19 protein-coding genes are annotated in these 24,278 nt (G+C 54.7%); 12 read left to right on the forward strand and 7 right to left on the reverse strand.

Annotation, left to right across the window (positions count from 1 at the left end; all coding sequences use genetic code 11):
• The first annotated feature begins 397 nt into the window (after window positions 1-397).
• The 3 genes from KW568_RS13080 (at window position 398) to KW568_RS13090 (ending at window position 2,342) form a co-directional block, all read left to right on the forward strand.
• On the forward strand, window positions 398-640 hold the full coding sequence (locus tag KW568_RS13080; protein WP_012272584.1) for a hypothetical protein: 243 nt from the start codon (window positions 398-400) through the stop codon (window positions 638-640).
• Window positions 640-846 carry a hypothetical protein gene (locus KW568_RS13085; RefSeq protein WP_012272583.1) on the forward strand — a complete coding sequence of 69 codons (207 nt, stop codon included), beginning with the start codon at window positions 640-642 and terminating at the stop codon, window positions 844-846. The genes KW568_RS13080 and KW568_RS13085 overlap by 1 nt, the downstream gene beginning before the upstream one ends.
• A 125-nt stretch (window positions 847-971) precedes the next feature.
• Entirely contained in the window at window positions 972-2,342 is a 1,371-nt protein-coding gene (locus KW568_RS13090) for an IS1182-like element ISCfr1 family transposase (protein ID WP_065285146.1), read from the forward strand.
• A gap of 225 nt (window positions 2,343-2,567) precedes the next feature.
• Here the strand turns inward: KW568_RS13090 and KW568_RS13095 are convergent, their stop codons facing one another.
• Window positions 2,568-4,055, reverse strand: a complete 1,488-nt coding sequence (locus KW568_RS13095) for a DUF1254 domain-containing protein (protein ID WP_012272652.1) — start codon at window positions 4,053-4,055, stop codon at window positions 2,568-2,570.
• A 42-nt stretch (window positions 4,056-4,097) separates the two neighbouring features.
• Complete coding sequence (locus tag KW568_RS13100) at window positions 4,098-5,564, reverse strand: DUF1254 domain-containing protein (protein ID WP_012272651.1); 1,467 nt, start codon at window positions 5,562-5,564, stop codon at window positions 4,098-4,100.
• Between the two features lie 924 nt (window positions 5,565-6,488).
• On the opposite strand from KW568_RS13100, the gene KW568_RS13105 reads away from it, so the two are divergent.
• From KW568_RS13105 to KW568_RS13130, 6 genes are all read left to right on the forward strand, one after another.
• Window positions 6,489-10,283 carry a hypothetical protein gene (locus KW568_RS13105; RefSeq protein WP_179027779.1) on the forward strand — a complete coding sequence of 1,265 codons (3,795 nt, stop codon included), beginning with the start codon at window positions 6,489-6,491 and terminating at the stop codon, window positions 10,281-10,283.
• Window positions 10,284-10,662: 379 nt separating this feature from the next.
• Window positions 10,663-10,824 carry a hypothetical protein gene (locus KW568_RS13110; protein ID WP_155737851.1) on the forward strand — a complete coding sequence of 54 codons (162 nt, stop codon included), beginning with the start codon at window positions 10,663-10,665 and terminating at the stop codon, window positions 10,822-10,824.
• Between the two features lie 287 nt (window positions 10,825-11,111).
• A complete protein-coding gene (locus KW568_RS13115) occupies window positions 11,112-12,164 on the forward strand; it encodes a ComEC/Rec2 family competence protein (protein WP_063425428.1) in 1,053 nt (350 codons plus the stop codon).
• Window positions 12,148-13,455, forward strand: a complete 1,308-nt coding sequence (locus KW568_RS13120) for an ABC-three component system protein (protein ID WP_232876971.1) — start codon at window positions 12,148-12,150, stop codon at window positions 13,453-13,455. Before KW568_RS13115 ends, KW568_RS13120 begins: the two co-directional genes overlap by 17 nt.
• Complete coding sequence (locus tag KW568_RS13125; RefSeq protein WP_063425432.1) at window positions 13,439-13,978, forward strand: hypothetical protein; 540 nt, start codon at window positions 13,439-13,441, stop codon at window positions 13,976-13,978. The genes KW568_RS13120 and KW568_RS13125 overlap by 17 nt, the downstream gene beginning before the upstream one ends.
• Window positions 13,968-17,099, forward strand: coding sequence for an AAA family ATPase (locus tag KW568_RS13130; protein ID WP_179027777.1), 3,132 nt, complete (start codon window positions 13,968-13,970; stop codon window positions 17,097-17,099). Before KW568_RS13125 ends, KW568_RS13130 begins: the two co-directional genes overlap by 11 nt.
• 57 nt (window positions 17,100-17,156) lie before the next feature.
• Here KW568_RS13130 and mobH read toward each other — a convergent pair whose 3' ends face one another.
• Window positions 17,157-18,911, reverse strand: a complete 1,755-nt coding sequence (mobH, locus tag KW568_RS13135; RefSeq protein WP_259538641.1) for a MobH family relaxase — start codon at window positions 18,909-18,911, stop codon at window positions 17,157-17,159.
• 221 nt (window positions 18,912-19,132) lie between these two features.
• Between mobH and KW568_RS13140 the strand changes: the two genes are divergently transcribed.
• Together KW568_RS13140 and KW568_RS13145 are read left to right on the forward strand one after the other, a co-directional pair.
• Window positions 19,133-19,327 (forward strand): hypothetical protein, encoded by a 195-nt coding sequence (locus tag KW568_RS13140; RefSeq protein ID WP_081238047.1) that lies wholly within the window; start codon window positions 19,133-19,135, stop codon window positions 19,325-19,327.
• Between the two features lie 128 nt (window positions 19,328-19,455).
• Window positions 19,456-19,821 (forward strand): histone-like nucleoid-structuring protein, MvaT/MvaU family, encoded by a 366-nt coding sequence (locus KW568_RS13145; RefSeq protein WP_063425438.1) that lies wholly within the window; start codon window positions 19,456-19,458, stop codon window positions 19,819-19,821.
• Between the two features lie 86 nt (window positions 19,822-19,907).
• On the opposite strand, the gene KW568_RS13150 is transcribed toward KW568_RS13145, so the two are convergent.
• The 3 genes from KW568_RS13150 to KW568_RS13160 form a co-directional block, all read right to left on the reverse strand.
• Complete coding sequence (locus tag KW568_RS13150; protein WP_179027775.1) at window positions 19,908-20,846, reverse strand: ArdC family protein; 939 nt, start codon at window positions 20,844-20,846, stop codon at window positions 19,908-19,910.
• Between the two features lie 83 nt (window positions 20,847-20,929).
• The gene (locus tag KW568_RS13155) at window positions 20,930-21,253 is read right to left on the reverse strand and encodes a hypothetical protein (RefSeq protein WP_063425442.1); all 324 of its coding nucleotides are present in this window, start codon (window positions 21,251-21,253) and stop codon (window positions 20,930-20,932) included.
• A 299-nt stretch (window positions 21,254-21,552) separates the two neighbouring features.
• Window positions 21,553-21,918 (reverse strand): DUF3085 domain-containing protein, encoded by a 366-nt coding sequence (locus tag KW568_RS13160; RefSeq protein WP_063425444.1) that lies wholly within the window; start codon window positions 21,916-21,918, stop codon window positions 21,553-21,555.
• A gap of 457 nt (window positions 21,919-22,375) precedes the next feature.
• Here KW568_RS13160 and KW568_RS13165 point away from each other — a divergent pair, with 457 nt between their 5' ends.
• Entirely contained in the window at window positions 22,376-22,732 is a 357-nt protein-coding gene (locus KW568_RS13165) for a hypothetical protein (protein ID WP_063423889.1), read from the forward strand.
• Between the two features lie 4 nt (window positions 22,733-22,736).
• On the opposite strand, the gene KW568_RS13170 is transcribed toward KW568_RS13165, so the two are convergent.
• The gene (locus KW568_RS13170) at window positions 22,737-24,275 is read right to left on the reverse strand and encodes a conjugal transfer protein TraG N-terminal domain-containing protein (RefSeq protein WP_063423890.1); all 1,539 of its coding nucleotides are present in this window, start codon (window positions 24,273-24,275) and stop codon (window positions 22,737-22,739) included.
• Between the last annotated feature and the right edge of the window lie 3 nt (window positions 24,276-24,278).

Raw genomic sequence — 24,278 nt, forward strand, 5'->3', positions numbered from 1 at the left:
CAGCGATCTAGCTCAGCCCTTCAGGAATATTAGAGACTCTCAGGCAGCTGAAGACCATTTGGACATGCCTCCAGGGCGGTATTTCTGGCCTCGAAAAGCAGAAGTGTACCCCCAAAAATATCCACAATACCCCAGCAGGACGCGCGATCGAGAAGGGCGATTCCTGACAGCTGTCGAATAGGTGCACGCTGGATTTTAGTGTACCTCCATGGTTGCATGGTCGAATACAGCGCAGTGCCTCGTCCATCAGCAACAATTTTCCACACGTCTAACGACCCAGCGCGCTGACACATTTAGGCGGACATGTTATTTCAACACAAACCACGATCCGCTATGGGTTGAAAGCTGCATTTGCCGGCAGTTCTTCACGACTTCACCCCTTCGCTGGTGCCCTATAATGGCTCAACTGAGTGTTGGGCAGATCATAAAGCGAACCTTAGAAGGCATGGCCAAAGCTGGAGCGCCGCTGCTGCGCGAAGCGCTTGAGGCGAAAAGGGCGCACCGCGACGCTGAAGATTGTGGGGCTCCTGCGGAGCCAATAGAGCGACTTAAACTGCTGGCGGACACGCTTCATCACGCGGTTTCAGTTGCTGGAAACTGGCAGTTTGCCAGAGTCAGTTCACTAACGTCGGAGCACTGATGTCCAAACCGCCCGAGATCTTGCCGCCCGACCACGTGGCGTACACCGAGGCAATTGAGGCAATGCGCCGCTACCACGACGCTCTGTGTAAAGGTGCGCCTGAAATCGAAGTGGAAAGACTGCGCTTGATTGCTGAGTCATTGTTCCAGGCTGTAACCGACTACCAGATGAAGGCCTTCGGCAAGGGTGGCAGAACAACCCATTGATCCGCCATCACTCGGGATGTGCATGTCCTGCGAATGGCCGCTATCGACCGATTCTGTTGAAAAAGTAGCGGCCTCTCCATACCGTTGGCAAAATTGCTCTGTCAGCGAGCGTGGGGGCGAACAGCATGATGGGGCAGTTACCGGGAGGACAGCAGCGCCTGTTCTACTCGTTCAACCTAGAAGATCACGTCCCGGCTCAACACCTCCTGCGCAGCATCGACCAGTGCCTGGATCTTAGTGATCTGCGCGCCTACCTGGCGGACTTCTATAGTCCCATCGGACGCCCCTCGATTGACCCGGAATTGATGGTGCGCATGCTGGTCGTCGGCTACTGCTATGGCATTCGTTCCGAGCGGCGATTGTGCGAAGAGGTGCACCTGAACCTGGCCTATCGCTGGTTCTGCCGGCTGGGTCTGGAAGACGAAGTCCCCAATCACTCGACCTTCTCGAAGAATCGCCATGGGCGTTTTCGTGACAGCGATCTGTTCCGCTGGTTGTTCAATGAGGTGCTGCGGCGTTGCATGGCAGCCGGCCTAGTCAAGGGCGAAGGTTTTGCCGTCGACGCTAGCATCATCAAGGCGGATGCCAGCCGGCAACGTGGGGTAGCGGGAGATGAGGTCGATTGGAACGATCCAAAGCTCAGCAGCCGCGCAGTGCGCGAGTACCTCGAAGCCCTTGATGAAGAGGCGCTGGCTGAGGCTCTTCCCAAGAAAATTTCGCTCACAGATCCTCAGTCCCGTTGGACAGCAGCGCCAGGTGGGCCGGCCTTTTTTGCCTACTCCACGAATTACCTGATCGACACTGAGCACGGTGTGATCATGGACGTGGAAGCTACCCCGGCGCACCGTACCGCCGAAGTCGATTCGACTAGGACGATGGTTGAGCGTGTCAAAGCTCAGTTCGATCTCACACCGGAACGCCTTATCGGCGATACCGCTTATGGCACCGCCCCGATGCTGGCCTGGATGGTCGAAGAAAAGGACATCGAGCCGCATGTGCCGGTGTGGGACAAGACTGAGCGCAAGGACGACAGCCTCTCCAGTAACGACTTCCACTGGAACCAGGAGGCCAATGAATACCGCTGCCCAGCCGGCAAACCACTACGCAGTGAGTGGCGCGCCTTCACCCAGAAAAGATCGCGGGTGACCAAGGCCCACACCATCATTTATCGCTCCAGCCAAACCGACTGCACTACCTGTCCGCTGAAAGCGAAATGCTGCCCCAACACGCCGAATCGGAAGATCGTCCGCAGTATCCATGAGGCTGCCCGCGATGTGGCCAGGCGCATCGCCAAGACACCGGAATACCTCGTCTCTCGCTGCGAACGAAAGAAGGTGGAGATGCTGTTCGCCCACCTCAAACGGATCATGAAACTCGATCGTTTACGACTGCGCGGCCTGACAGGTGCCACTGACGAATTCACTTTGGCGGCGGCGGTGCAGAACCTGCGACGCATGGCCAAGCTTTTGCCTCAAGGGCCACCGCTCACGGGATAGGTACGCCTGCTGAGAGCAGAAACCTTCAAATTAACCCTCAGGCCTGAGCAAGGACGCTCAGCGAAACGCCGAAAGGCAACCTGAAGTGGCTTGCAGTCACTTCGACAGCAGGCACACCTGATCGGCAGGCCGCCGCTAAACCTACTTTTTCAACAGAATCGACCCATAGCTGCCGTTGGATTGATTAGCTGGCGGACAGCTCAGATCGCCAGCTTAGCTTAGGGATTACTTGACCTTCACCACGTCATCTGGTTTCCAAGTCTGGTCGTAAAAGGCGTCTTCGCTTCCGTACAAACGCAGTGCTACGAGAAAGTTGCGGCCCGGTATGGTCTGGATAAATGCTGCATCCGCTACGTCGGTCGGTTTCTCAGGGCCAAACCAGATTTCCAGCGAACCGTCCGCCTGTTTTGGTATGTCGTAGTAGCCGTTGGTGGAGGGCAACAGTTGCTTCGTTTCGGGCATGGTGCCGTCGGTGATGTTGTACGCGGTCACTGCCCAGAACAACGCCGCGGGAGGGTTCGGCGGCAGGCGGAGTTTGTAGGTACTAGCGCCGTCCAGGAACTTACCGTCCTTGTCGCGCCCGGTAAATGGGTACTTTGAACCGGCCCCGGTGGTGTGCATCACCATGGCCGGCGCCGACGAATAGGCGAACTGGAAGAAGTTTGCGCGCTGACTGACATCTAGGTAACTGTCCTGCATCCAGTCGTTGGTGCCGCCAGCCCAGGTATTTTCGTACTGGCGGTCAGCGTAATAGAGGTTGCGCTTGTCCTCACGGCCTAGTTGGCGGTTGGCAAGGATCATCTTCGGCGCGGTTTCCACAGCCTTCTTCAGCAGCTCGTCCTGCCTGGCCGTCGGTTTGAAAGGCTCACCCTTGATGATGCCGATCGAGGCCAGCACTCCGCGCAGTTCGGGGTCGATAGCTTCGACCGGCTCATAGTCGACGAAGGCCTTGAGCTTGGTCCAGTAAGTGTTATCGACCGGGTACATCATGTTCAGCGCCTTGCCACTGGCGTCGGGGAACTGCATCGGCTTGACGTCCTTCTCGACCGTAAACAGCGGGTAGACGCGCGTGGTTTCGGCGCTTGCCACCGCCGGTACCGGGTCAGGCTTGCCATCGCCTTTAGCCATGACGGTGCGGAAGAACAGGAACACGTTGTACGTGCGCGACTTGACCGCGAAGTAGCCGCCCGGCACGGGCCCATTGTAATCCGGAGGCAGCAGGAGATAGAGGCCGCCGCGTGCGCGGTCGGGGCCCACGGCGCCTACATCGGTCAGCGTGCGCTGGAAGAAGTCGGTGAACATGCCAATGACATTGGCGGGCGCCTTCACCACCAATGGCCCCGTCTGCTTTAGGTCCAGGTAGCTCATGGAGTAGATCACGTCGGCGTTCGGCGTGGGCACCATGGTCCGAGCGTCCATGCGTTGCTTCCAGATCGGCAACACGTTGTACCCGGCGCCGAAGGCTTTTTCCGAACCGTCTTTCATGCCGATGGTGTTAAGCGCCGGCAGCATGGTCATGTAGGCATGGATTGCTCGCTGGTAATACAGCTCGTCACGCAGGCTTTCGGCTTCTTTGGGCTCAAGCCAGTTGCCGTTGTTGATTTGCTGGATTAGCGGCGAGGCCGGCGCTTGGTCCTGCGCCTGTGCCATCGGCAGGATGGCCAGCGCAGCCGCCAGGGTGGACAGGGTAAAGACTCGTTGCATGGAACGCATCGAACAGCCTCCTGAGCAATGGTTGGAATTGCAACGGGACGTTCACTTGATCTTCTTGATCACCGGCGGCTTCCAGCTGGCGTCCAGGATCGGCGCCTTGCCCCAGTAGGCGCGGATATACAGCGAGATAGGCTCCTTGGGTGAAGGCAGCCAGTTGTTTTCTTTGTCTTTGCCCGGGGATGCCGGGCCGATGTAGATCGTCAGTGAGCCATCAGCATTGCGCTTGAGGTCTTTGTTCTTGGTACCCAGAGAGTAGCGATTGTGCGCATTGGCGCTGAATAGGTGATGTTGGTTGTACAGCGTCAGCGACCAGAAGCCTTGTACCGGTGGTTCTTCACCTTTGGCGAAGGTGACCTCGTAGCTGTGAGCGCCATTGAGCTGAGCACCGTTGCCATCGAAGTCGGTGTAGAAGTACTGGGTTTCGTTGGGGCGGTTGTCGAACATGTTCGACTTGGCGGTGCCGGCGCGGTTGAAATAGTCCACGCCCCATTGGGCATTGTTGGTCGAGCGGTTCCAGCCATTGCCCGCTGGGCGGCCATTATGTTTCCACTGGAAGAAGGGCGCGATCAGCTCCTTGTCGGCCAGCTTGGCTTCCTCGACCAGCAGTTTCTTGATGGCCGGGTCTTTTGCGGCAATGGCCATGAGTTGGCGGAACTGGGCATACAGGGTTTCTTCCCCTGGCATCGGCGCGACGGTGTCGAGCACCTGCGGGAGTTGATCGAAGAATTTTTCCGGAATGACCCACTTGGTTTCGCCCTGGCTGGCGGTGTCTGCATTGGGTACCGGGATGTCGGGAGCTTGCTTCCAGTCGATCGTCTTCATCTTGCCGTCAAAGTCCTTGAGCGGGTAGAAGACGATCTGGTTGAGTTGTTGTTGGACGGCTGCGCGGTCGGCATCAGTGTCGTCCATGAACACGCGCGGTATGGTGTTGGCCAGTGCCGTGGGGCTGCGGATGAGCGCCTCCACGCCGTCGGGCTTTTCGCCTTGCCAGTTTGGCCCCACCAGCAGGTAGAAACCTGGCTTGCTGGCATAGGGCTTACCCAGTTCACCGAACTGATCGGTACGTTGGTCGTACATGGCGTACACCCAGAAGCGCTCGCCGAAGTCTGGCACCTGGGCAATCACGGGCTCGTCGTCCAGGGAGAAGAAGCCAAGGCCGTACACCACATCCTGGTTGGGGCAGGTGACAAAGGTTTCGGCAGGGGTGATGTAGTCGTGCAGCATGCCCAACTGGCCGCGCGGCGCCGCCGGCAGGATGCCGCCCAGCAGCCCCGGGTGAGGTGCTTTTGTGATGCGCTCGTAGCGGTTGATCATATTGACCATCGGCCAGCCCCAAAGGTAGGCCATGCGTGCGATGGTTTTCACGTATTCCGGATGCATAAGCACGTCGTTGCTGGGTTGAGTGAGCTGAGACGCGCTTGGCTGGGATTGTTCGGCGGCTTGAGCCAGTGGTGCGTTGAGCGACAAGATCAGGAGAGCTGCGCAAAAGCCTGTTTGTGCAGTTTGCATAGTCAACGTCCTTGCAGGTACGAAGCAAAGGGGACGCGTCGGCAAACTACGGTGAACGGCGGGCCACGCCCACACCCAGCGTCTCGCTCCCAGACCGATCCAAAGTTTAGCCGGAGATCTGACTGGGGCGGCTGGTAGGCATAATCATTTCGCGCCAACATTGTTTCGTGGTGGTAGCTGCCATCACGTATGTCAGCTATGGGTCGATAGCGGACACTCACTAAGGCCAAATCAGGCGTTGTAGTCGAGAGACTTCGAATCCCTACGCTTCCGCCACCAATTCTCATTAAAGCCCTGATTATTCGGGGCTTTTTTGTATTTAGCCGCTTTTGGTCCCCCATCTGGTCCCCCATTTTTTGTTCGGCTTCCTCTGGTCTTCTGCGGATTCTGGTGGACGTGTTGCTTTAATGCGAGCCTCATGACGCCCGTCAGGACGGGGGCTGTTTGTCGCAAACGGCGCAGGTGGGAGATATGCTTGGCCCTTACCGACAGCTTTCGTCCCACAGGAGATGGTACGCAGCGCCTAGTCATTTCCCGGCCGCACTCTTCTGGCACGATGTCTTCATACCCCCGCTTTTTTAAACGCAAAGGCGGCGCTAAGGCACTGCTGAGGCGGTGCCTTATCTCGGAACTCTAGCAGCTCAGTCTCGCTGAGCGGTGAGCCCTGGCGATCTTCCGCCGCCTTAAGCGGTGATACAAGTAACTGTCTTTGTTGCGCCAGCGCCGGCTCTCTCGTGGGGAATAGCGGCCTAAGGGACCGCGATGCTATGCAACCCCGCCACGCCTCTCAAGGCACGAGGAAGACGCTAACCCTGGCGATTCGGCGCCCAGCCGGTGACCAGGGGACTTACGGGCAGAAGAAGATTCCTTCATCTAGCTGCGCGCACGAAATTCAAATGCGCCCCTGCCCCCTGGAGTGGTAGCGTGACCGGCTATTTCAGTGGTGTAAGGAAGCATGGGGTGGATACGGCTCGTCTCATTCAAGATCTCGAGAAAAAGATCGACTTTTACGAACGTCCGAACCGGGGCGCCCCCGACGTCGTCACACCCCTGCATGGCTATATCGCTGGGTTGCTGGAGGCCGGCACTGTTTATCCTCGCGTACTGAACCGCGCCACGGTGCTCGGCCTTTTGCAAGGACAGGCGACCTGGTTGCATGACGAGGAGGGCTGGCAGCCGTTGAAAGACCCTGTGCCGCTGGCCGAACTTGAGCAGCAGCGTGTGGTGACCTTCAAAAGTGGGCTGCTGGAGGTGGTCAGGCCGGTTCCCGTCGCCGACGACATGCCGCAAAAGCTGAAGCAACAGCTTGCGACAGTGGCTTCTCTTTATGACATCAAACACGGTGGCGACGGATGGGTGGCGCCGCATGTGCGCGTCGATGAGTGCTTTGTCACCGAAGTGGGCCACCTGCAAGCATGCCACAAGTTGTCTGCGTCACACGGTGGGTACAAGATTTCCTTCGAGGATGAAGACCTTGTCGGGGTCGGCACGCTGCTGTGGGAGCAGTTGAGGGCCTCAAGGGCGAAGCCGGAGGTTGCGTTCGAGGAATGGTGGTTAAAAATGGTGCTGGCTTGCGGGCGGCCGTATGTTTTTCACCTGAAATTCCGCTCCGCACATGCGCGCGAGGATTTTCTAGCCTGTGCATTTCAGTACGTGATGGCTGATGACTCCCTGCAGGACACTTGGGAGCAATGCGCAGCGGATATCGCGTTGTCCGCGAATGGCATGAATGCCATCGTGCGACCTGCACGGCGGGATTCAGATGAGGTGCTTACCGGCTCCGTTGCGAGCGTGCAGGAGGCCTATTGCCCAGCACTGGAGTTGTCCCAACTGGACGACGTGATCGAGTGTTATCGGCGCCTGCCGAACGAGCGTGTTTTTGATTGTTTCCAGTGGTGGAAAGAGGCGAGGAACTATTACGACTACGAAACGACTCATCATCTCGTGGCAGGCATCGTGAAGTATGAATGCGAAGAGGGTGCACGGCGCGACAGTTTTCCTTACACGCGCCTTTTGTTGCAGCACTCGACACAGGCGCCGCATCTGGCAGAGATACTGTTCAGGAAAATTCACTCTTCACGATATGCGTGCTTTCTGTTGCGCAACAGGGCGACCAGTCACATCGGATTAATCCAGATCCATGAGTGGTTGCACCGTGGCTCTCAGCGATTGTCAGACCGTTACGACTACGACAGGGCGTGGCAGCAACTGGTATTCGCCCAGGCCCTGGAGGTTTATGCCATCGACCACGATGAGCCGATTGACGCCGAGGTGGCCATGGACACCGTACTGGCGATCGCCGAGGTGTTCGCCTGGATGGCGGAGCGTGAGACCGCATCTCATGCCGAGGGCAAGGGGCTGCTGGCGGGCTTGAAGCAGGCAGTCGAGCGTATGGAGTATCGTGGACCTGAAGACGGCAGGGCCTCGCGTCTGTTCAAAGACCATTGCCATCTGGCTGCTGATTTTTTGGTGGCCAGGCGCAAGCGACTGGTGGGAGGATATGACGAGCTACCAGTTGCTGAGTGGATGTTTTCGTTCTGGTGCATCGAGGTGTTGTCAGAGGGGTACACAGGTAGCGATGCGCGCAAAAAAGCGGGTGTCGAACAGGTTGCCACGGTATTGGCAAAGGACTACCTGAGGCATCTGAAGCAGCGCTTCACTAGCGCTTGTATCGGCATGGATGACGGTTCCGTGTTCGACAGCTTTGACTGGAGTGGGCTGCTGCGCTGTTGCAATGAGCGCCTGCGTCGGAGAGTGATTCATGCCTTTGATGATCTACTCGCACATGACACTGGGGCCACTGAAGAAAGTCACAGGGGGCTATTTGGCGCGGTAAGGACTCATTTGCGTTTTTTACTACGGCTTGTCGTCGATACTGAACTTAAATGCAAGAAAGATGTTTTCGATGCCTTGCTGTGCTTGATTCAGGATTTTGGATTTGCCGCCGATCGCTTGGCGGGGGTATTCGAAGTCTTCAACGATAGTGTTGGTCACAGCAAGGTCCAGCTTTGGGCGCGGGTGTGCCAGGCAAGCAACGTGTTCACGGAGGATGACTTCACGAAGTTCCTCGGTGTACTGCAGGAGCGGCCAACGCCCCTTGGCGGGTGGCTTGAGCTGTATGAGGCGACGCGATCGTCTGCAAGAAAGTCGCGTATTCTCGTGCAGTTGGCCACGCTGGACTTCGAGGCTGAAAGGATTGTCTGGATTCCAGAGATTTCCCGTGTGGCAGTGATGGCGGCCAACGCCGGCCAGTTAAAGCTTGCACAGCGTCTGGTGAAGTATGGCGCTTCCTGTAAGCGCAGCCATTCCTCTGTCTCATTTGAGCCGCTGGACGAGTTGATTGCGCTTAAAGCGATTGCCGACGACGTGGCCCTCAACGATAAGGAACGGATTGCCAAGCTAGACGCGTTCCTCGACGCCACAACGGAGGTCAGTGATGAGGTCTCTCGGTATGCCCGGCAGTTAAAGGCGAACTGTTATCTAAGGGTCGATGCCCAGCGTGCGTTCTACCTGTTCGATGCCCTGCTGAAGGAGCTGCGGCAGATCGCCTATGCGACAGGAAGGCTCAAGGCGAGTCGTGCCCTCGCAGAACGAGAGGGGGTGAACAAGGTAGGTAGCGAGAGCTGGCAACGCTATGTGCAGTGGCGCGAGGTCTATCAAGCTGTTGAGTCGCAGCACGTGGGTGTCTTGGATTTCGAGGAGGCACTGGGGTTGCTGTTGGAATGCAAGCAGTGGCAAGAGTTTGATTGTCTCTGGTGTGAAGTGCCGGAGCGCTTTCTGTTGTCATGCGAGCTTACGCATGTCCGTTGTGCGTACCTTCAAGAACAAGGGCGGGTGGAGGAGGCGCTGACGTATTTACATGAGGTCGAAAAGCTGCATATCGAACTACCTGCCGAGCAGAAGCAGGCATTCGAAGCGCTGGAAAGGGATCTCAGCAAGAACAACGCCTTGCGCTTGAAACGTTCTCCTTATGTGATTGACCTGTACATCAAGCCCAACCACACGCAGGCAAGGGTCATGTGGCAGGAAATCCGCGCATTGCCACCGCTCGAGCAAAGCCTGGTGTTTGGTCAGGCAGGGCAGGGCGATACTTTGGAAGCTTTCCTTGCAAACAATCTGTACGGAGTGGCCCAGGAGCTTCTGACGCGAAAGAACAACTTGTACCGCCCCACGGACGGTAACGCACCAATGTCGATAGACCAGGAAAACATGATCAATGACTGGTTGACTTCGCTGCTGGGCCATCGTTTGGATTACTTGAGCTGGACGGTGAAAGACCAAGCGAGGGTGGGCAGTTCTGCCTCGAAAAAAGGAGTAGGGGAAATTGATGGAGGCATCTACGTAGGCACGAATTGCATTTCGATTGTCGAGGCCTTCCGCCTGCGCCGTTTTGAGCGCAAGACTGTCGAAGACCATCTTAACAAGGTCGCAGGATACAACTCGTTGGGGGTTACCTCTATTGCCATTGTCGTCTACTCGACCGGCGACTTCCGGTGTTTGTGTTCTGAGTACGAGCGGTGGGTCAATGAAACCATTTATGCTGGGTTTGACAGTCGGGGTACCCTCACGCTGGATAAAGAGCATCCTCATTTGAGGGGCTACCGGGAGACGCGGCCGGTGAACGGCTCGTCTGTCCATATTTACCACTATCTTCTGGATCTTCGTCTGGACTCGGCTGACGACAGCCATGAAGCGCCGGCCGCTACCCCACAGGGGTAGGTTGATCGCCTGGGGCTGGTCATGCCATCTGGAAAGATGGGAGGCCCCAGAGTGGCTCCACAAAGGCTGAATTCTTTACGCTTCCTTTCTCCCTAGCTTTACGCCGTGTGCGGATTCTAGCGCCGTTTTTTCCGCTCCCACCCGCACTCGAGATGAACGAGACGCTACCCGTGAGCCAGATCGCAACAGTTGAAACCCTCACCCAAGCCGACAGCCCGCCCGCCTCGCAATGCTGACCGTCACTATCGGTATGGTCTACGGCGGCACCAGCCCGCTCTACCCCTGAAGAAACTATTCAACGCCCATTTCGGCATGCAGGGCATGTCGAAGTCGTACTCGGGATTCTGTCGCTGGGTCTGGGTGGTGTTGATCAAGTGGTGTGCTGTTCACCCTGATCGAGATCTTCCCGGGGATCGCCGTGTACTTCGTGGCGATCATCGGCCTAGCCGGTGATTTCGCGCTCAAGCTGAAGCTGCCGTTCCTGACCTGGATGGTTTTGTTCGGTCTGACCATGCTGTGTCGTGATCCCTGGCAACGTTGATGAAGTATTGAAACCACTGATCGGTGTGCGGTAGTCGTTACACTAAATGCGCAACGTCGCGGCTTTGAGATTAGGTCAGTATTTCTAACTGCGGAAATACCGATCGATAACTGCGTCGAGGAAGTGCTACATGTCCATCCGATTCGCCTCACATACGGAGCCGTATCCCTAGCGCTGGAGCAAACGCGGGGAGGAGGGGGCAACTTTGTAATGATCTGTCCAGCCTTGGAAGTTTTCCGCGCACCGCCTATGCTACTGTCATTTTGACAGCCTGGCAGGGAGTTTTGATGGCTATCGTTGTCCGCGTTCTCAAAGCGAGGCATGGAGACTGCATCCTGGTCAGCCATGAGGGGCCTGGCGGGGTGTTCAATCTGCTGATAGATGGCGGCACGTCTACCACCTTCAGGCATGGGCCCCGGCAGCGTTATGCCGGAGCGCTATGCAACTCCCTTGATGAGCTGAAAGCCAAAGGGCAGCGCATCGATCTCGCGATTCTCACCCACATTGATGACGATCATATCAATGGGCTCATCAAAGCCTTTGAGAAGCCAGGTTATCTAGGCGATATGGTCAAGTCCATTTGGTTTAACTCTTCGCGATTGATTACACGCCATTTTGACGTGCCTGAAATACCCGAAAATAACATTGAGCTGCTTGACGATGATCCGCAAACAACAGTCAAGCAAGGGAAAGATCTTGAGGAATTGCTTGATAAGATGGGCTGTTCTCGGGCTCCCATTATTATGGAAGGGCAGACACATCAAACGGGCCCCTTCACACTCAAGGTGTTATCGCCTGGCAGGAAACAGCTTGAAAAACTGTTGCATGTATGGCCCCCTGAAGTGGATGCTGGAAAGACATCGGCGCACGAAACTGACTATCATTTAACGCTTCAAGATATCTGGTCAGACGATAAATTTCAATCTGATACCTCTGTTTGCAACGGCAGCTCTATAGCATTCATACTCGAAGCTGATGACCGGCGTATGCTTTTTCTGGGTGATGCACACGATGGCGTAGTGTGCGAAAGCTTGCGGGCTAGTGGCTACAGCGAAACCAATAAGATTCAACTGGATCTTGTTAAGCTGTCGCATCATGGAAGTCAATACAATACCAGTAGTGATTTGTTGGGATTGCTGTATTCGCCGATTTACATCGTATCTACTGATGGGTCTAGGCATGGTCTTCCTAATAAAAGGACGGTGGCCAGAATTATCAAGTATACGCAGGGTAAAGTGTATTTCAATTATCATCATGTGGTTGCCCCTTTGCTGCTGGCTCATGAGATTGAAGAATACTCTTCTCGTCTAGAAGTGCTCGAAGATGAAATTAGATACTAATAAAACAGTTTCGGAAATTATGCAGTCGTACTGCGTGATGGTTAACGGCGGAAGCGGTGTTTTGATGAATGCCATGACGCTGGAGTTTTCCTACGTGCTCACGGCTAGGCACACGGTGTTTGAGGAACCCGCTAAAAACGTGGTGACCGATCATAATCAGAACGCCATTGAAGTGCTGGGGGTCATGGTTTTTCCCAAGGTGGGCCAGCAGGAACCTTTAGATTGTGCAATATTAAAAATCGCACATCAGGCAGGACTATCTCAAAAATCTTGGACTGCTGCTAACTTGCCTCCCATGGCCAATCTTACTTTTGTGGGTCTTCCAAACGCGGAAAGGGCTAGTGCAACACCAATCAAGCATCGGACTGGCCAAGCAGCCAGCGTGGTCAATGACCTTATAACCTTGGAACTGGCGGGAATTCCGAGTAAGGAGGTCATTCAGGGGATGTCTGGGGGGGGCGTTTACCACATTGATGATGATTGTCCGTATCTGGTGGGCGTGGAGTTTGAAATGGAGGCCACTTGTCTGGATCACCAGTATGGTCGCGTCGAGTGTCATGGGCTCGCTCGTTACAATCAACTCCTCACCCTTCATTCTAGTGCGCCAATGGTTCCTCCACATCTGGAGTGCTTTTCGAGGATGCGAGATCGGATTTTCGCGTTTAATGTGTATGATCCAATTAATGTTCAGAACTTAAAATCTGCATTGCTTGCTTTTGCAGATTCATTGATCAAGGGCGGAATGCCTCCACCCTACGAAATCATGACGCGCTATGATACCCAGTTATTGCTAGATTCAGGAGAATCCAGCGTGCTGGAAGCCCGGGAGTTGTGGGTTGCATATCTGGAATTTGTTGTGATATCCGCAATAATGGACGGTACTGGAAGTGCAGATAATAGCTACATCAGTGGAATTGATAAGAAGCGTCGTCTGTTGTACACCGCCGACTCCACCAACTGGCTTCGCCGATTGGATGAGATTCTTAAGATAGCTCGTAAATTACTCGACAAAGATGGCACCCTCGTAGTCGCCTCGCCTGATATTGCCGCAAAGCCTGTTCCTAAAGATTTCATGCTTAAGAATGTTATTGGCAACATAGCAGTCGTCCCAGGTAAGCCATTTTCTATCGATGAAGTTGAGAGTGAGATTTATACTAGTTATAAGCTGACTCATCTTGAGGGGTTGCGCAACAGCTGCGTCATCGAAAGAGAGGATGAGTACCGAAATTTGGCTCCAGGGAATATTCAGTTGCTGGAGCTCAGGAAGAATCTGGATGAAATTATTAATTAAAGATTGCAATTTCGATTTTCTCGCCGCCGAGTTCGATGGCATGGCATTTCATATGTTTCGGTCTGATGATGCGTTATCCTATATTTCGTGTATTGCCTGCTTGTGTCATGAGCCGTCAGCTATCGTGAGAAACTGGCGTGTAATCCAAAATCTTGTATCGGTCCACCACCAACCTCCCGGGAATCTTGCTGCCTGGAACGTCTATATCGCTTTTGTGACGATTGGCACTGTGCCGATTTGGGATAAATACCAGATCGAGAATAACAAATATGCTTCTCGGAAAATAATAATCGATGGGCTTTCTAAATGGCCAACCCTTGAGCAATTGACTGATCATTTGGAAGAGCAGCTCTTAGGGGCAGACTTAACGCTGGATCCCCGTGTTGCGGAATCCCGGGAGCCGTTACTGTCACTGGAGAAGTTCGTACGTGGCGCGCCGTTAGATCAAAAGACGGAGTCCAAGGAAAAACGCGCGTCAATGATTAACGAAATCATAGAATCTCTGAAGAAAAATGAAAATTAAAAAAGTTGAAATTGAGGCGTTTCGCGCTTATAAACTAAAGTCAGAAGGCACATTTGATTTCACAAATTCCGATGATCTGCCCTCTAATTTCGTGGCGATATTTGCTCCTAATGGATTCGGTAAAAGCTCGTTTTATGATGCAGTCGAATGGGCGGTCACGAATCATTTGGAGCGTTTAGGTGGAGACTACAATAGAGCTAATTATGAGGGTGCTGCGCGCGCGACTAAGGATGCAGGCAAAGGACAGGAGATCCTCCGAAACAAATATATCGATGACGACGAAATTAAAACTCGGGTGGTTGTTTCAACAACACTTCCACTTCCTTTTGCGCGAGAGTTTGGGAGAATACGTGCAAACGGGCGTGACTTACGTTTTGGAGAAAGAGGTCGCGAGAACGAATATTTTCGGCGCGTCATCTTGAGCCAAGATGAGATCGACAGGTTTCTTCGAGAGGCGAAGCCGCAAGAACGCTACACGAAGTTTATGGAAAGCTTCGGTGGGGAGACTGAGAAAGTACGTAAGGAATTAACGGTACTCATCCAAGACAACCGAGTTGAGCTTCAGGCTTTGGATTTGCAGCGCGAGGATATTATTGCTGAGCTCAATCAGCCTGTTGATCTCTCCATCTTTGATGGTTTCAATGCGGTGGCCACACAACTCAATGCTGCTGGTGAAAACATCGCGTTGGCGGACGAGAATTTTTCCGCTCAAACAGAGCATGCGTTGAGTGCGCATCTTGTATCCCGGCAGCATGAATTGAGCGTAGAGCGCGAAGCAAATATTCGGTCGATTGAAGCTCTTACAGATAGACTGATAAAACTCCCTGAGATTGAACTCCACAGCCAATTCATCATTGGCCAAAAGGCGATTTCTGGCCGGCTTGATCATGGCGTAAAAGATGCTGATCGCTATGAAGAACTTCTGAGTGCTCATGAACAAAGTTCAAGTGATGTTCAGGCAGCAAGTCAGCGTTCCGCGGATATTGCTAGTGTAATTAATCATTCTGTTGGGTTCTTCCAGTCTGAGTCACGCCTCAATGATATCGCTAAACGCCAACTGATACTGGGAGAGAGCCGTCCAGGCCATGCCGCAGAACTTTCGGGATTAGCAAAATCCTTAGATGATATTAACCAGGACCTCAAGGCGGCTGATGATCGCTCTGCCTTTCTAAGGAACTCTATTGATAATGCTGGACCGGTATATGCTGAGCTAAAATCCAATCGCGCGCGCATTGACGTGATCACTCAGCAAATGGCTGAAAAAGAAGTTGCGGCTCGCCTGGATGCAGCAAAGTTGGAGCACCTTCAACTCGATCTGAAACAGATCTCTGGTTTCAAACTTACTGATAACTTTATTCTGTCTACAGCTGAAGGTGCTAAATATCTAGGTCAGGACAAAATTGAGCGCTTGACCAAGTGTTTTGGTGAGTTGGAATCCATTGACCTCCATGACAAAACTGTGCACGCAACTCAGACAGCCTTGGCTGACCAGATGGGCGTGCACGAACGTTTGATCTCAACCGGCCTGGACTACCTTAGTGCATGGCCGTCCAATATCTGCCCGCTATGTAGCGCAACCCACTACGATGCAGAAAAACTCAGAGAGAAAGTTAGGTCTCAGACGTTGCTGTCGCGGCTGAGCCAGGAAAACGCGGACCTGCTCGCACAGTCCGAAGCACGTCGTAAGAATCTGCTGGAAGAAGTAAAATCTATCACGCGAATTGCGGAAGAGGCACATGGCCAGCATTTGGCTGATCTTCGCGGAAAAATCAAAGAATTGAGTGCAAGGCTGGAGCTCATTGATCGAGACAAGTCTGATCTAGAGGTGGAGAAGCGTGCCTTAGAAGATAGATTCAATATCCTTGATAAAATTGTGTGGAGTCTCACCCAAGATGAGCTTATAACCCGTGCCCACGCCGAAATTGCTCAGCTTTCTGTCAAGCGCTCCGGATTTGTGAATCGTCAAGCTGAGTTGTCTGAAGAAATTTCACAGCTTACTCGTAGAATTTCACAAATTGATGCCGATTTGCAGGCGCTTACAACTGAAGCCGGTACCCTCAAGTCGCAAACATCTTACCAATTGGTCTCTAAGTATCTGGTCAATAATGGTGTCAGTTCAGCCCAGTTGTCTGAGCACTGCCAATCCGAGAAGAGTAAAGCTGAAGCGCAACTTGCTAGCGCCAAGGCCGAAGTTAATGAGCTTGCAGCTCAGTGCACTGCACTCCAGCAAAAGATGGTGTCCGATGGCACATGGGTGAATTTTGCTCAACTTCGATCTCAGAAGGAAGGGGTCGATCTGCAGTTGGCACGCGCTCAGTCCGCTATTAACGCGTTCTATGAAAGTCTTGCTACCTTCGTCGTTGTTCACTTGCAGGAAAGTTTAGATCAAGTCCAAGCGCTGATTAATAGCGAGCTGCAAGCCCGTCGCGTGCGCTCCGAGCAACTTGAATCCACGGAAAACAGTTTCAAGCTGCTTTTGGAACTGATGACTTCCTTCAAACCCTACCTCAAGCGCTTATCCCTTCAAAGTGAGTTGGCTGATCTGGAATTGCGGCTAGATCAGCGTAATCAGGTGGACGCGCTTCTGTGTGCAGAGCGGGAGTCTGTTATCGAGCAACTGAAGACATTGATTAAAAATTTCTTTTACGAAGATCTTATAAATACTATCTACAGGAAGATTGACCCACACCCCTCATTCAAAAAGGTGGAGTTCAAACCGGATTTTGAGTCTTCTAGCCCCGGATTGAATATTGTCGTGAGTGACGAGAACGGAATTTTAATTTCGCCAATTCTGTATTTCAGTGCTGCTCAGTCAAATATCCTCAGTCTTAGTGTGTTTTTGGCCAGCGCGCTTCACGCCAAGGATGATCATGGGAATCCGATCGATGTCGTTATGATTGATGATCCTATTCAATCAATGGACTCCATCAATATTCTCTCGACCATCGATCTGTTACGGAGCATCTGCCTCCAGTTCGATAAGCAAGTTATTATTTCTACTCACGACGAAAATTTCTTTGGGCTTTTGCAGCGGAAAATTCCTGCGGAGATTTTGGGTGCGAAGTTCATGCAGTTGGAGAAGTTTGGTGTGGTGGTTCCGGTTGAGCCATTCCTTAACTAGCATGTCGTCACGGAAGAGATGGATTTGCCCCTTTCGTGACGCACTACCCAGCGGCGGTTATTTAAGGCGGTGGTGTTCATTTGACTGAACTTGCACTGGATGCAGTGTGAGGAATTTGTTGCTGGCTGGAGGGGTGCTACAAATTATATTGACGTTTCGAATCAGATAGCCGTTGAGTAAACTGGTTTTGCGCGGACCTTGGACACTGCAGGTCCAGATGTTTCGCCCATTTGGCAGTTTTAGATGGATGCCCATTTTTTCAAAATGGCGTTGAATGCTCCGCCAATCTTTTTTCATTCCGTGGCCATTGGCGCTCTCCGGATGCTCAGTGATGTACAGCTGGAAAATACCAGGGGTGACTAAGAAGAGCATTCCATTCACTGTGTGAACCTTGGCCTTGCTGTCGTTGACCACCAAGCGATGAGTATGGATTCCGTCGCGCAGCCACTCAAGAAAGGCAAGCCCCGCGGCTTCCTGGGGGGCCGCAGCGGCGGATTGAAGGCTTCCCGTACTTGATCCAGTATCCAGCTCGCTTGGCACTTGCAACATGTCCAGCAAATCGTCGAGATAGTCAAAATCCTGGTTCGGGTGCTCGGGTACGGGCTGCTTCCCTTCCGGCGTTGGTTGCGGTAGATCCAAAGCAGACTCGCAGGTTTCACCGGTCGGCAGGGAACCGTCTGTTATCGGCTCTACCTTGCCCCTAAAGCAGTCTGGCCGAGGGTCATCGGCCCAGATAAGACTTGGCTGCAGACGAAGAAAGGTAAAGCGCTGTTGCCAGTTATCGTCTGCGACGGTCGCGCGCCATACCGCTTTGCCTTCGGGTGTTGCATCCACCAATCCATGGGACTGCAACTCATCGAACAGGGCGATATTGGAGGAGGGGATGCCATCCACTGCCTGAGCCAACAGGTGGGCGCGCAGTTTGTCGGTGGCGATCTTGCTGACCAGCCACAGATGGTCTTCGGTGAGCCAGCCGGACGCGCCGGGCTGGTTGAATTTGAACTCGTTTTTGACCAGGTGACGCAGGCCCGTGAGCAGGTGATGCTGCAACGAGTTTTTGGGGGCCAGCAGGGCCTTGGTGGGGTTGGCGCCGATATTCTGCGCGGTGGAGACCCGGTCAGCTTGCAGCACTATTTCCCCGATGGTACCGGCATGCTCGTAGTGGTTGGTCAGCAGAAACAGTAGGTGGCCCCACAGGATTGGATAGCTGCTGAGCCAGTCGAGCTGGCGGGATGTCAAAACTTGTGTGTACAGCAGCCCGGTGGCGGCGCCGTGAAGCTTGTAGTCGCGGCCGACTATGTAGCGAAAGCGGTAGGGCTGGGTCAATGGACCGTGCCAGGGGTGCCAGACCTCACCATTCTGATACTCCACCTGCAGGTCGACGGCAATCTTGCCAATGTCGTGGAGCAGGGCGCCGTAGGCAATCGCTGCGCTCCAGGCGTCGGCCTGCGCGGCTTGGTCTTCTGGGGCAGCACCGCTGGGCAGCAGATACGACTGGCGCAGCTTCAGGCTGCAGGCCACCAGTTCTAGTCCATGGTCCAGCATGCCGCCCGGGTAGGCATGGTGGTGGCTTTCGCTGGCAGGGAGTTGCTGTACATAGCTGGCGTAACGGCGGATCGGGTCGAGGTAGAGCTGATTGAACTGCGGCTCGGAGAGCGCTGTGTATTGCCAGATGCGCTCCAGCAGCTTTTTGCGGTGGTCGGCACCGAGCAGGGATTCAGAGGGGAGCGGGAGGATAAACCCCTCGGGCGCTGCAGCGAGCGTGGGCTCCGCGGCATTGCCTTTTTGATGTTTGAACCACCAGCGCTTCATCGCGGTACCTGCCTTGCATTTAGGAGGTCCTTTTGCTTTTTCGGATAGGCCTCTTACCCTTGTGCCCCCTTCCATTGCCACCGTTACCCTTTACCGCCTTGGCCTTTTTCGCGAGTGCGAAAATTCGAAGCCTGGCGCATCAGGTTACCTGTGATATCGGAATGGCCTGTCCTTTTTTCGGGAGGTAGACTGTTCGGCACTATTTGGGGGAAGGTAGCCTGATGACGTTGAACGATGCCATTTTAATCGTGCTACTGGCCGACCGGATTCATGGGACCGATGCTGCCATTCGATCAACAGCCAAGCGCTGTGCGAAACAGCTGCCACGTAGTCAGCGCGATATGCTTTTCAAAATCGGCAACAGTGCTGCACCTCGTGAACTAGTGGGCCACCTTTGCCAGTTCTTGCCGGACTGATTAGTCACATAGATATGTGCACATATTGAAGGATGAAAAGTTAGCTGAAGAGCCAATTCACGCTCGGCTAGTACTTGTGCCTCAGGTAATATAACCACACATGCCCCCAACCCTAGGAAAGATTTCACATGTCCAAACTTGCCGAATTCAAAGCACTGGAAGCTCAACTGGCTGCTCAACTTCAACAGCTGGACGCGATGAAAAACGATTCCGGCCTGAAGCAGGAAATCGAGTTTGAACAAAAGCTCAAGGCTCTGCTGGATGAGTACGGCATGAGCCTGCGCCAGGTCATCACCATTCTGGACCCGTCCAAGGGCGTGAGCGTAGCCACCTCCAGCGCCGCCACCGGCGCTCAGCGCAAGCCGCGTGAGGTCAAACGCTACAAGCACCCCCACAGCGGCGAGATCGTCGAAACCAAGGGCGGCAATCACAAGATCCTCAAGCAGTGGAAGCAGGAGCACGGCTCGGATGTCGTCGAGAGCTGGGTGCAGTAATCGCGTGCTCAATTGCAGCGACAGATGCTCGGCGTTGCAGGCAAAACAAAGGCCCCGGTAGGGGCCTTTGTATTTGAAGTGAAAAGTCACGACGTGAGACGTTCAGTCGTCTCGCGGGACTGATCCAACTGCAGCGCCAAGAGGTACTCGGACGCTTCGCGGGCCAGCCCACTGGCGCGGAAGATAGCCCGCTTGTCTTCCTTGAGAATTTTCAACCAGGACGCCAGGTACTCCTCGTGGCGCAACTCGCCCTGCGTGCCGGTGAGGGCGCAGAGAAATGCTGCACCCATCTCCGCGACCAATTCCTCGAAGGCGTAGGCTGCAGAGCCAAACGCGTGCCCGCCCGTGATGCCTTCTCGGTTGAGGCGAGCGTGGTGACCCGACCAGTGCGTCAGTTCGTGTAACGCGGTTGCGTAGTAGCTGCCGACGTCCACGAACTGGGCCTTGGTGGGCAATTGGATGAGATCCCGGATCGGTAGATAGAACGCGTCATCCCCGTAGCGATGTTCGATACGTGCGCCGCTGGCGGCCAACAGTCGCTCCGCAGGTGCATATTCGATGAACATCACCGGATCTTCACCGTCGTCGTGGTGCTGCTCGTCGTTGGGTAGTCCCTCGGTCTGCTCGATGTTGAACAGGCAATGGGTCCGTAGCAGAGCGAACTGCACCATCTTGACGTTACCTTGCTCATCAAGGACGACCTGACCGTCTTCGTCGTGCGCTTCCTTGCTCATGGGTTTGTACAGCACCGCGAGGGTCGATTGTTCGCCCTTGCGTATGTGACCACCGGCTTTGCGAGCCTGGTTGTAGGTGAGCCAGCGATCTTGGCGGTACCCGCGCAGGCGGGCTTCGGCCCACAGCAGCGGAATGTTGATGCCGGCGTAGAGGCGCCGGGTGATCGCGTTAATGGGGAAAGGTGCGTCAGCACTGGAGCCTGAAGTGGTCCAGGGTTTGATCCAGGGGATGACCCCTTGGCTTAGGGCACTGACAATCTTGTTGGTGACGTCCAGGTAGATATCGGACATGACGTTCTCCAGTCAAAAAGGGGAACGCTGCCCGGCCGGGAAGGGTTCCCGGTGGGGTAAGTGGACAGTGGTAGTGTGGGTGTTCAGGCCGATGAGATGTCCAAACCGATCTCATGTGGCAACTTGATGTGCAGAAAAACAGGGCCGGTTTTTGGCGTGATGTGAGTTACCAGTAGCTGAGGGGCAGCCGTCGATGAGTTTGAGTCGCTCTGGAAAGCATGACCGAGCAGCAGCTCGAGCGACTGGCGCAGGTGGTGATCTACTGAAGCCAGAGCGATGCCCAATACGGCTTGCAAGCGCTGTCCTGATTGCTCGACTGCGTCAGTAGCCGTACCAACCTCAGCGATGAATTTCCATACGCCTGGGCTCAGGACAATGGCGGGTAAGGAGCGGTTCTTCCTGGACACTGGTGCCTCCCGGGAGCTGATCCTGCGATGGCTTCACGAACAACTTGGGGGAAGTCCCATCGCTACAACTCACACTGTGAACTGGGCGTGTCTAGGCATTAAAACGCTCTTGCCGGTGGGGTCAATGCCCAAGCCAGGGCACCGCGAAGGTCGAGTTTCCAGCCGCTTCCAGCGAAGGCTTTCCATCCCAAACTTCCAGATGAAAGGCTCGCTGCTGTTGGCGTAGATTGAAATGAGCGATATCCCAGAGAGGCACTAGCTCGTGCTTTCCCGGGACATCGCGGGTGTTGCGAGAGCATTCAGGATTTCCCGGAGAGGGCAATCTCTGCAGCGATGTACAAGTGGGTGGATGCGGCCTCAACTACCAGCGATCCGCTGGTGCCGCGTAGGCTTTCCAGGACGGGATCATCAAGGTCGAAGTACTCAGCAAAATCGTCGCCGCCGAATTCACTGCTTGCGCGATTCCACCAGGTGTCGAAGTCGTCGACGTCAGGGTTGCAGCCCATGGCATAGGCAATGTGTTTGCGGCTACCTCCGTCGGATTTGCTTTCACCGAACTCAGACATGAGGTAGACACCGTGGTCTTTGACCAAGACGACTCTGCAGCCGATGACGGCCGCTTCAGTCAAGACAGCATGAAGTTCAGTTCCTGTGAAGCGCAACATGGTGAGTTCCTCCAGGCAGTGCGGAGGAATTCCACCCATGCGGGAAGAATTCCCAGCACGGAAATGGAAAAGGGGCCTCAACGGAGCAGGTCTCCGTGAGGCAGATGTGAAAGAGCGCTCATCACCGCGGGAGCGGTAACCGGGCGAGCCACCGAACGCTAATCGCCCTTGGGACAACCATCACGGGAGTGACGTAGCCTTTAAGGTTATGGCCACCTGGGGTGCCGGGTTACCAGCGCTTGCAAGTTCGATTTATCAAGCGGGCCGGCATTGCGTCAATAGGAATTTTCAGAAGGGTGCAATGCGTCAATCCATGCGGTGCCACTGGCGGTCAGCAGCGTAAACCAAGTGATCAACGGTCATGGAAAACCGTGGGGGAGGAGTAAGCTAGAGCTTGGATCCAAACTCTTTGTAGCGGTTTGGCCGCACGTGCGGTGAAGTAAACGGAGGTACGAAAATGACGGCCCAAGCTACTTCAAACTCCAGCCGTACTCCATTCGGCAAGTACTTGATTCGTGCCGCAGGTCGAGCGGGACGATTGGTGAATCAGCTAGAAACCAGCGTTTTGCACTCACCGATTTTGGCGAAGGTGCCGCTTGGGTATCGCCGGGTGGGTATGCAGATCGTTAAGTTGATGCTGATGCTTGCTGTCGCATCAGTCGCTTTTTTCCTGGCGATCGGAATGGTTGCTCTGTGGACCCTCGCGGCGCTGCCCATTAAAAGTGATAGGCAACCTCGGATATACGAGGTAAGTCATCCCCAGCACCAAAGCAAATATCCTGAGATGTACGATGATAATGGGTCTCCTAGATAATCAATTATCTTAACTTTTTGGCTCCCGATATGAGTTGAGAAGATCCTTTATCAGCCTGTACCTGAGCTCCTTCTGATCCGCGAGTGAAGAGCGTCTGGACACCGCTGCCTACGTTGTATCCCGCCCAGCTCATTACACCGAGGAAAAACATTGGGAGTACGAAGAACATGGCCCCCATCACGTACTCAATCACCTGCGCGGTGACCGTCCCATCCATGAAGCCTGCCGTTGGCAATGTTAAAAGCGCTTGGTCCGTGGCAGAGACCTGGTGGTACAGCGTGTCGAGCATGCTCGAGTCGATCCACCGGGCCAACTCCCACCAGAACGTCAGCATGTGTAGGGTGAATAGCGCGAAGGTGACCGTCATCAACGCTTTGAGTTGGTAGGTGCTGATCAGCAGTACCAGCGGCAAGCTGATGATCGTGCCCATGATCAGGAAGGCCTGCACCATTGGCAGTGCCGCGCGTAGGGCATTCATCGCCGGGAAATTGCTGAACGAGCCCAAGGCCAGGCCGGTGTTGGTGGCCAGGTTGTTGAGCCCCTGTGTCAACGATCCACCTCGGGCACTGCTGCCATAGTCCTGGAACACCTGACCCGGCGCCATGCTCAATGACTGCTGGCGCGGGCTAACCAGTTCACGCAGGGTCGCGTTTTCGATTTCGGTGGAGCTGTGTCCGGTCAGCCACCCGCGCAACTGCGTGAGCAGATTGGGATCGACCTCGGCAACCAGGCGATCCCGCATTCCGACCGTGGCATCGCTCCACCACTGCTTGCAGGTTGGGTAGCCCGCACCGTTGTCCAACCGGGGCAGGGAGGTGTCCCGCGTCTCGTCGTACGGCCAATCAACCCGGGGCGTGCGCGAGCGATCCTTGTCGTAATAGCCCGGCGTGTCGAGTAGGTAAGTCGAGCCAATCCAGGACGCATCGTAGCTCTGCGATTCGTCCAGCTCAGGGCGGTTGGTAAACAGCCGCGAGCGTGAAAAGCCGTAGCAGTCGCGGGTGAAGTCGGCGACTTCCTGCAGCAGTACCTGGTCATTGATCCGCGAGCTGTCGATCTCCATCCGCATCGCACGAATGTCGGGCGCGCAGGGTATCGACGCCGTCGCTGCAGCGGTGATGCCCTTGCTCATGGCATGTACCAGGTACCACCACACCGGCACGTTTGCTGATTTCTCGCCGATGGTGTTGAAGGTGGTTCCCCAGGCCGTGTCAGCGGGTTTGGCCACCGATACACCACAGCGCTGGCTCGCCGCATCATCGAAGGTCACCGAGGAGAGGTTCAGCGGGAAAAACGGCATACAGCCAAACAGGATGACGACGTAGCTCATCCACAGCCGGTTCTCGACGCGGGGGATCGACAGCAAGCCCTTGTTGCCCTCGTCGGCCCCCTGTTGGCGGGCGGATAACCACTCCTGGAGGATAATCGCCCCAAACGGCGCGGCGAACAGTCCGGTGTCTGCCAGCGTGTTCCAGATGCCGTTGTTGATGATCCAGGCCAGCAGCGACAGGTAGTACTCAAGGTAGCTGTTGGTGCTCATGTTCATGGC

Source organism: Pseudomonas sp. HD6515 (genome assembly GCF_024971855.1).
In the GTDB taxonomy this organism is placed as follows: Bacteria; Pseudomonadota; Gammaproteobacteria; order Pseudomonadales; family Pseudomonadaceae; genus Aquipseudomonas; species Aquipseudomonas alloputida.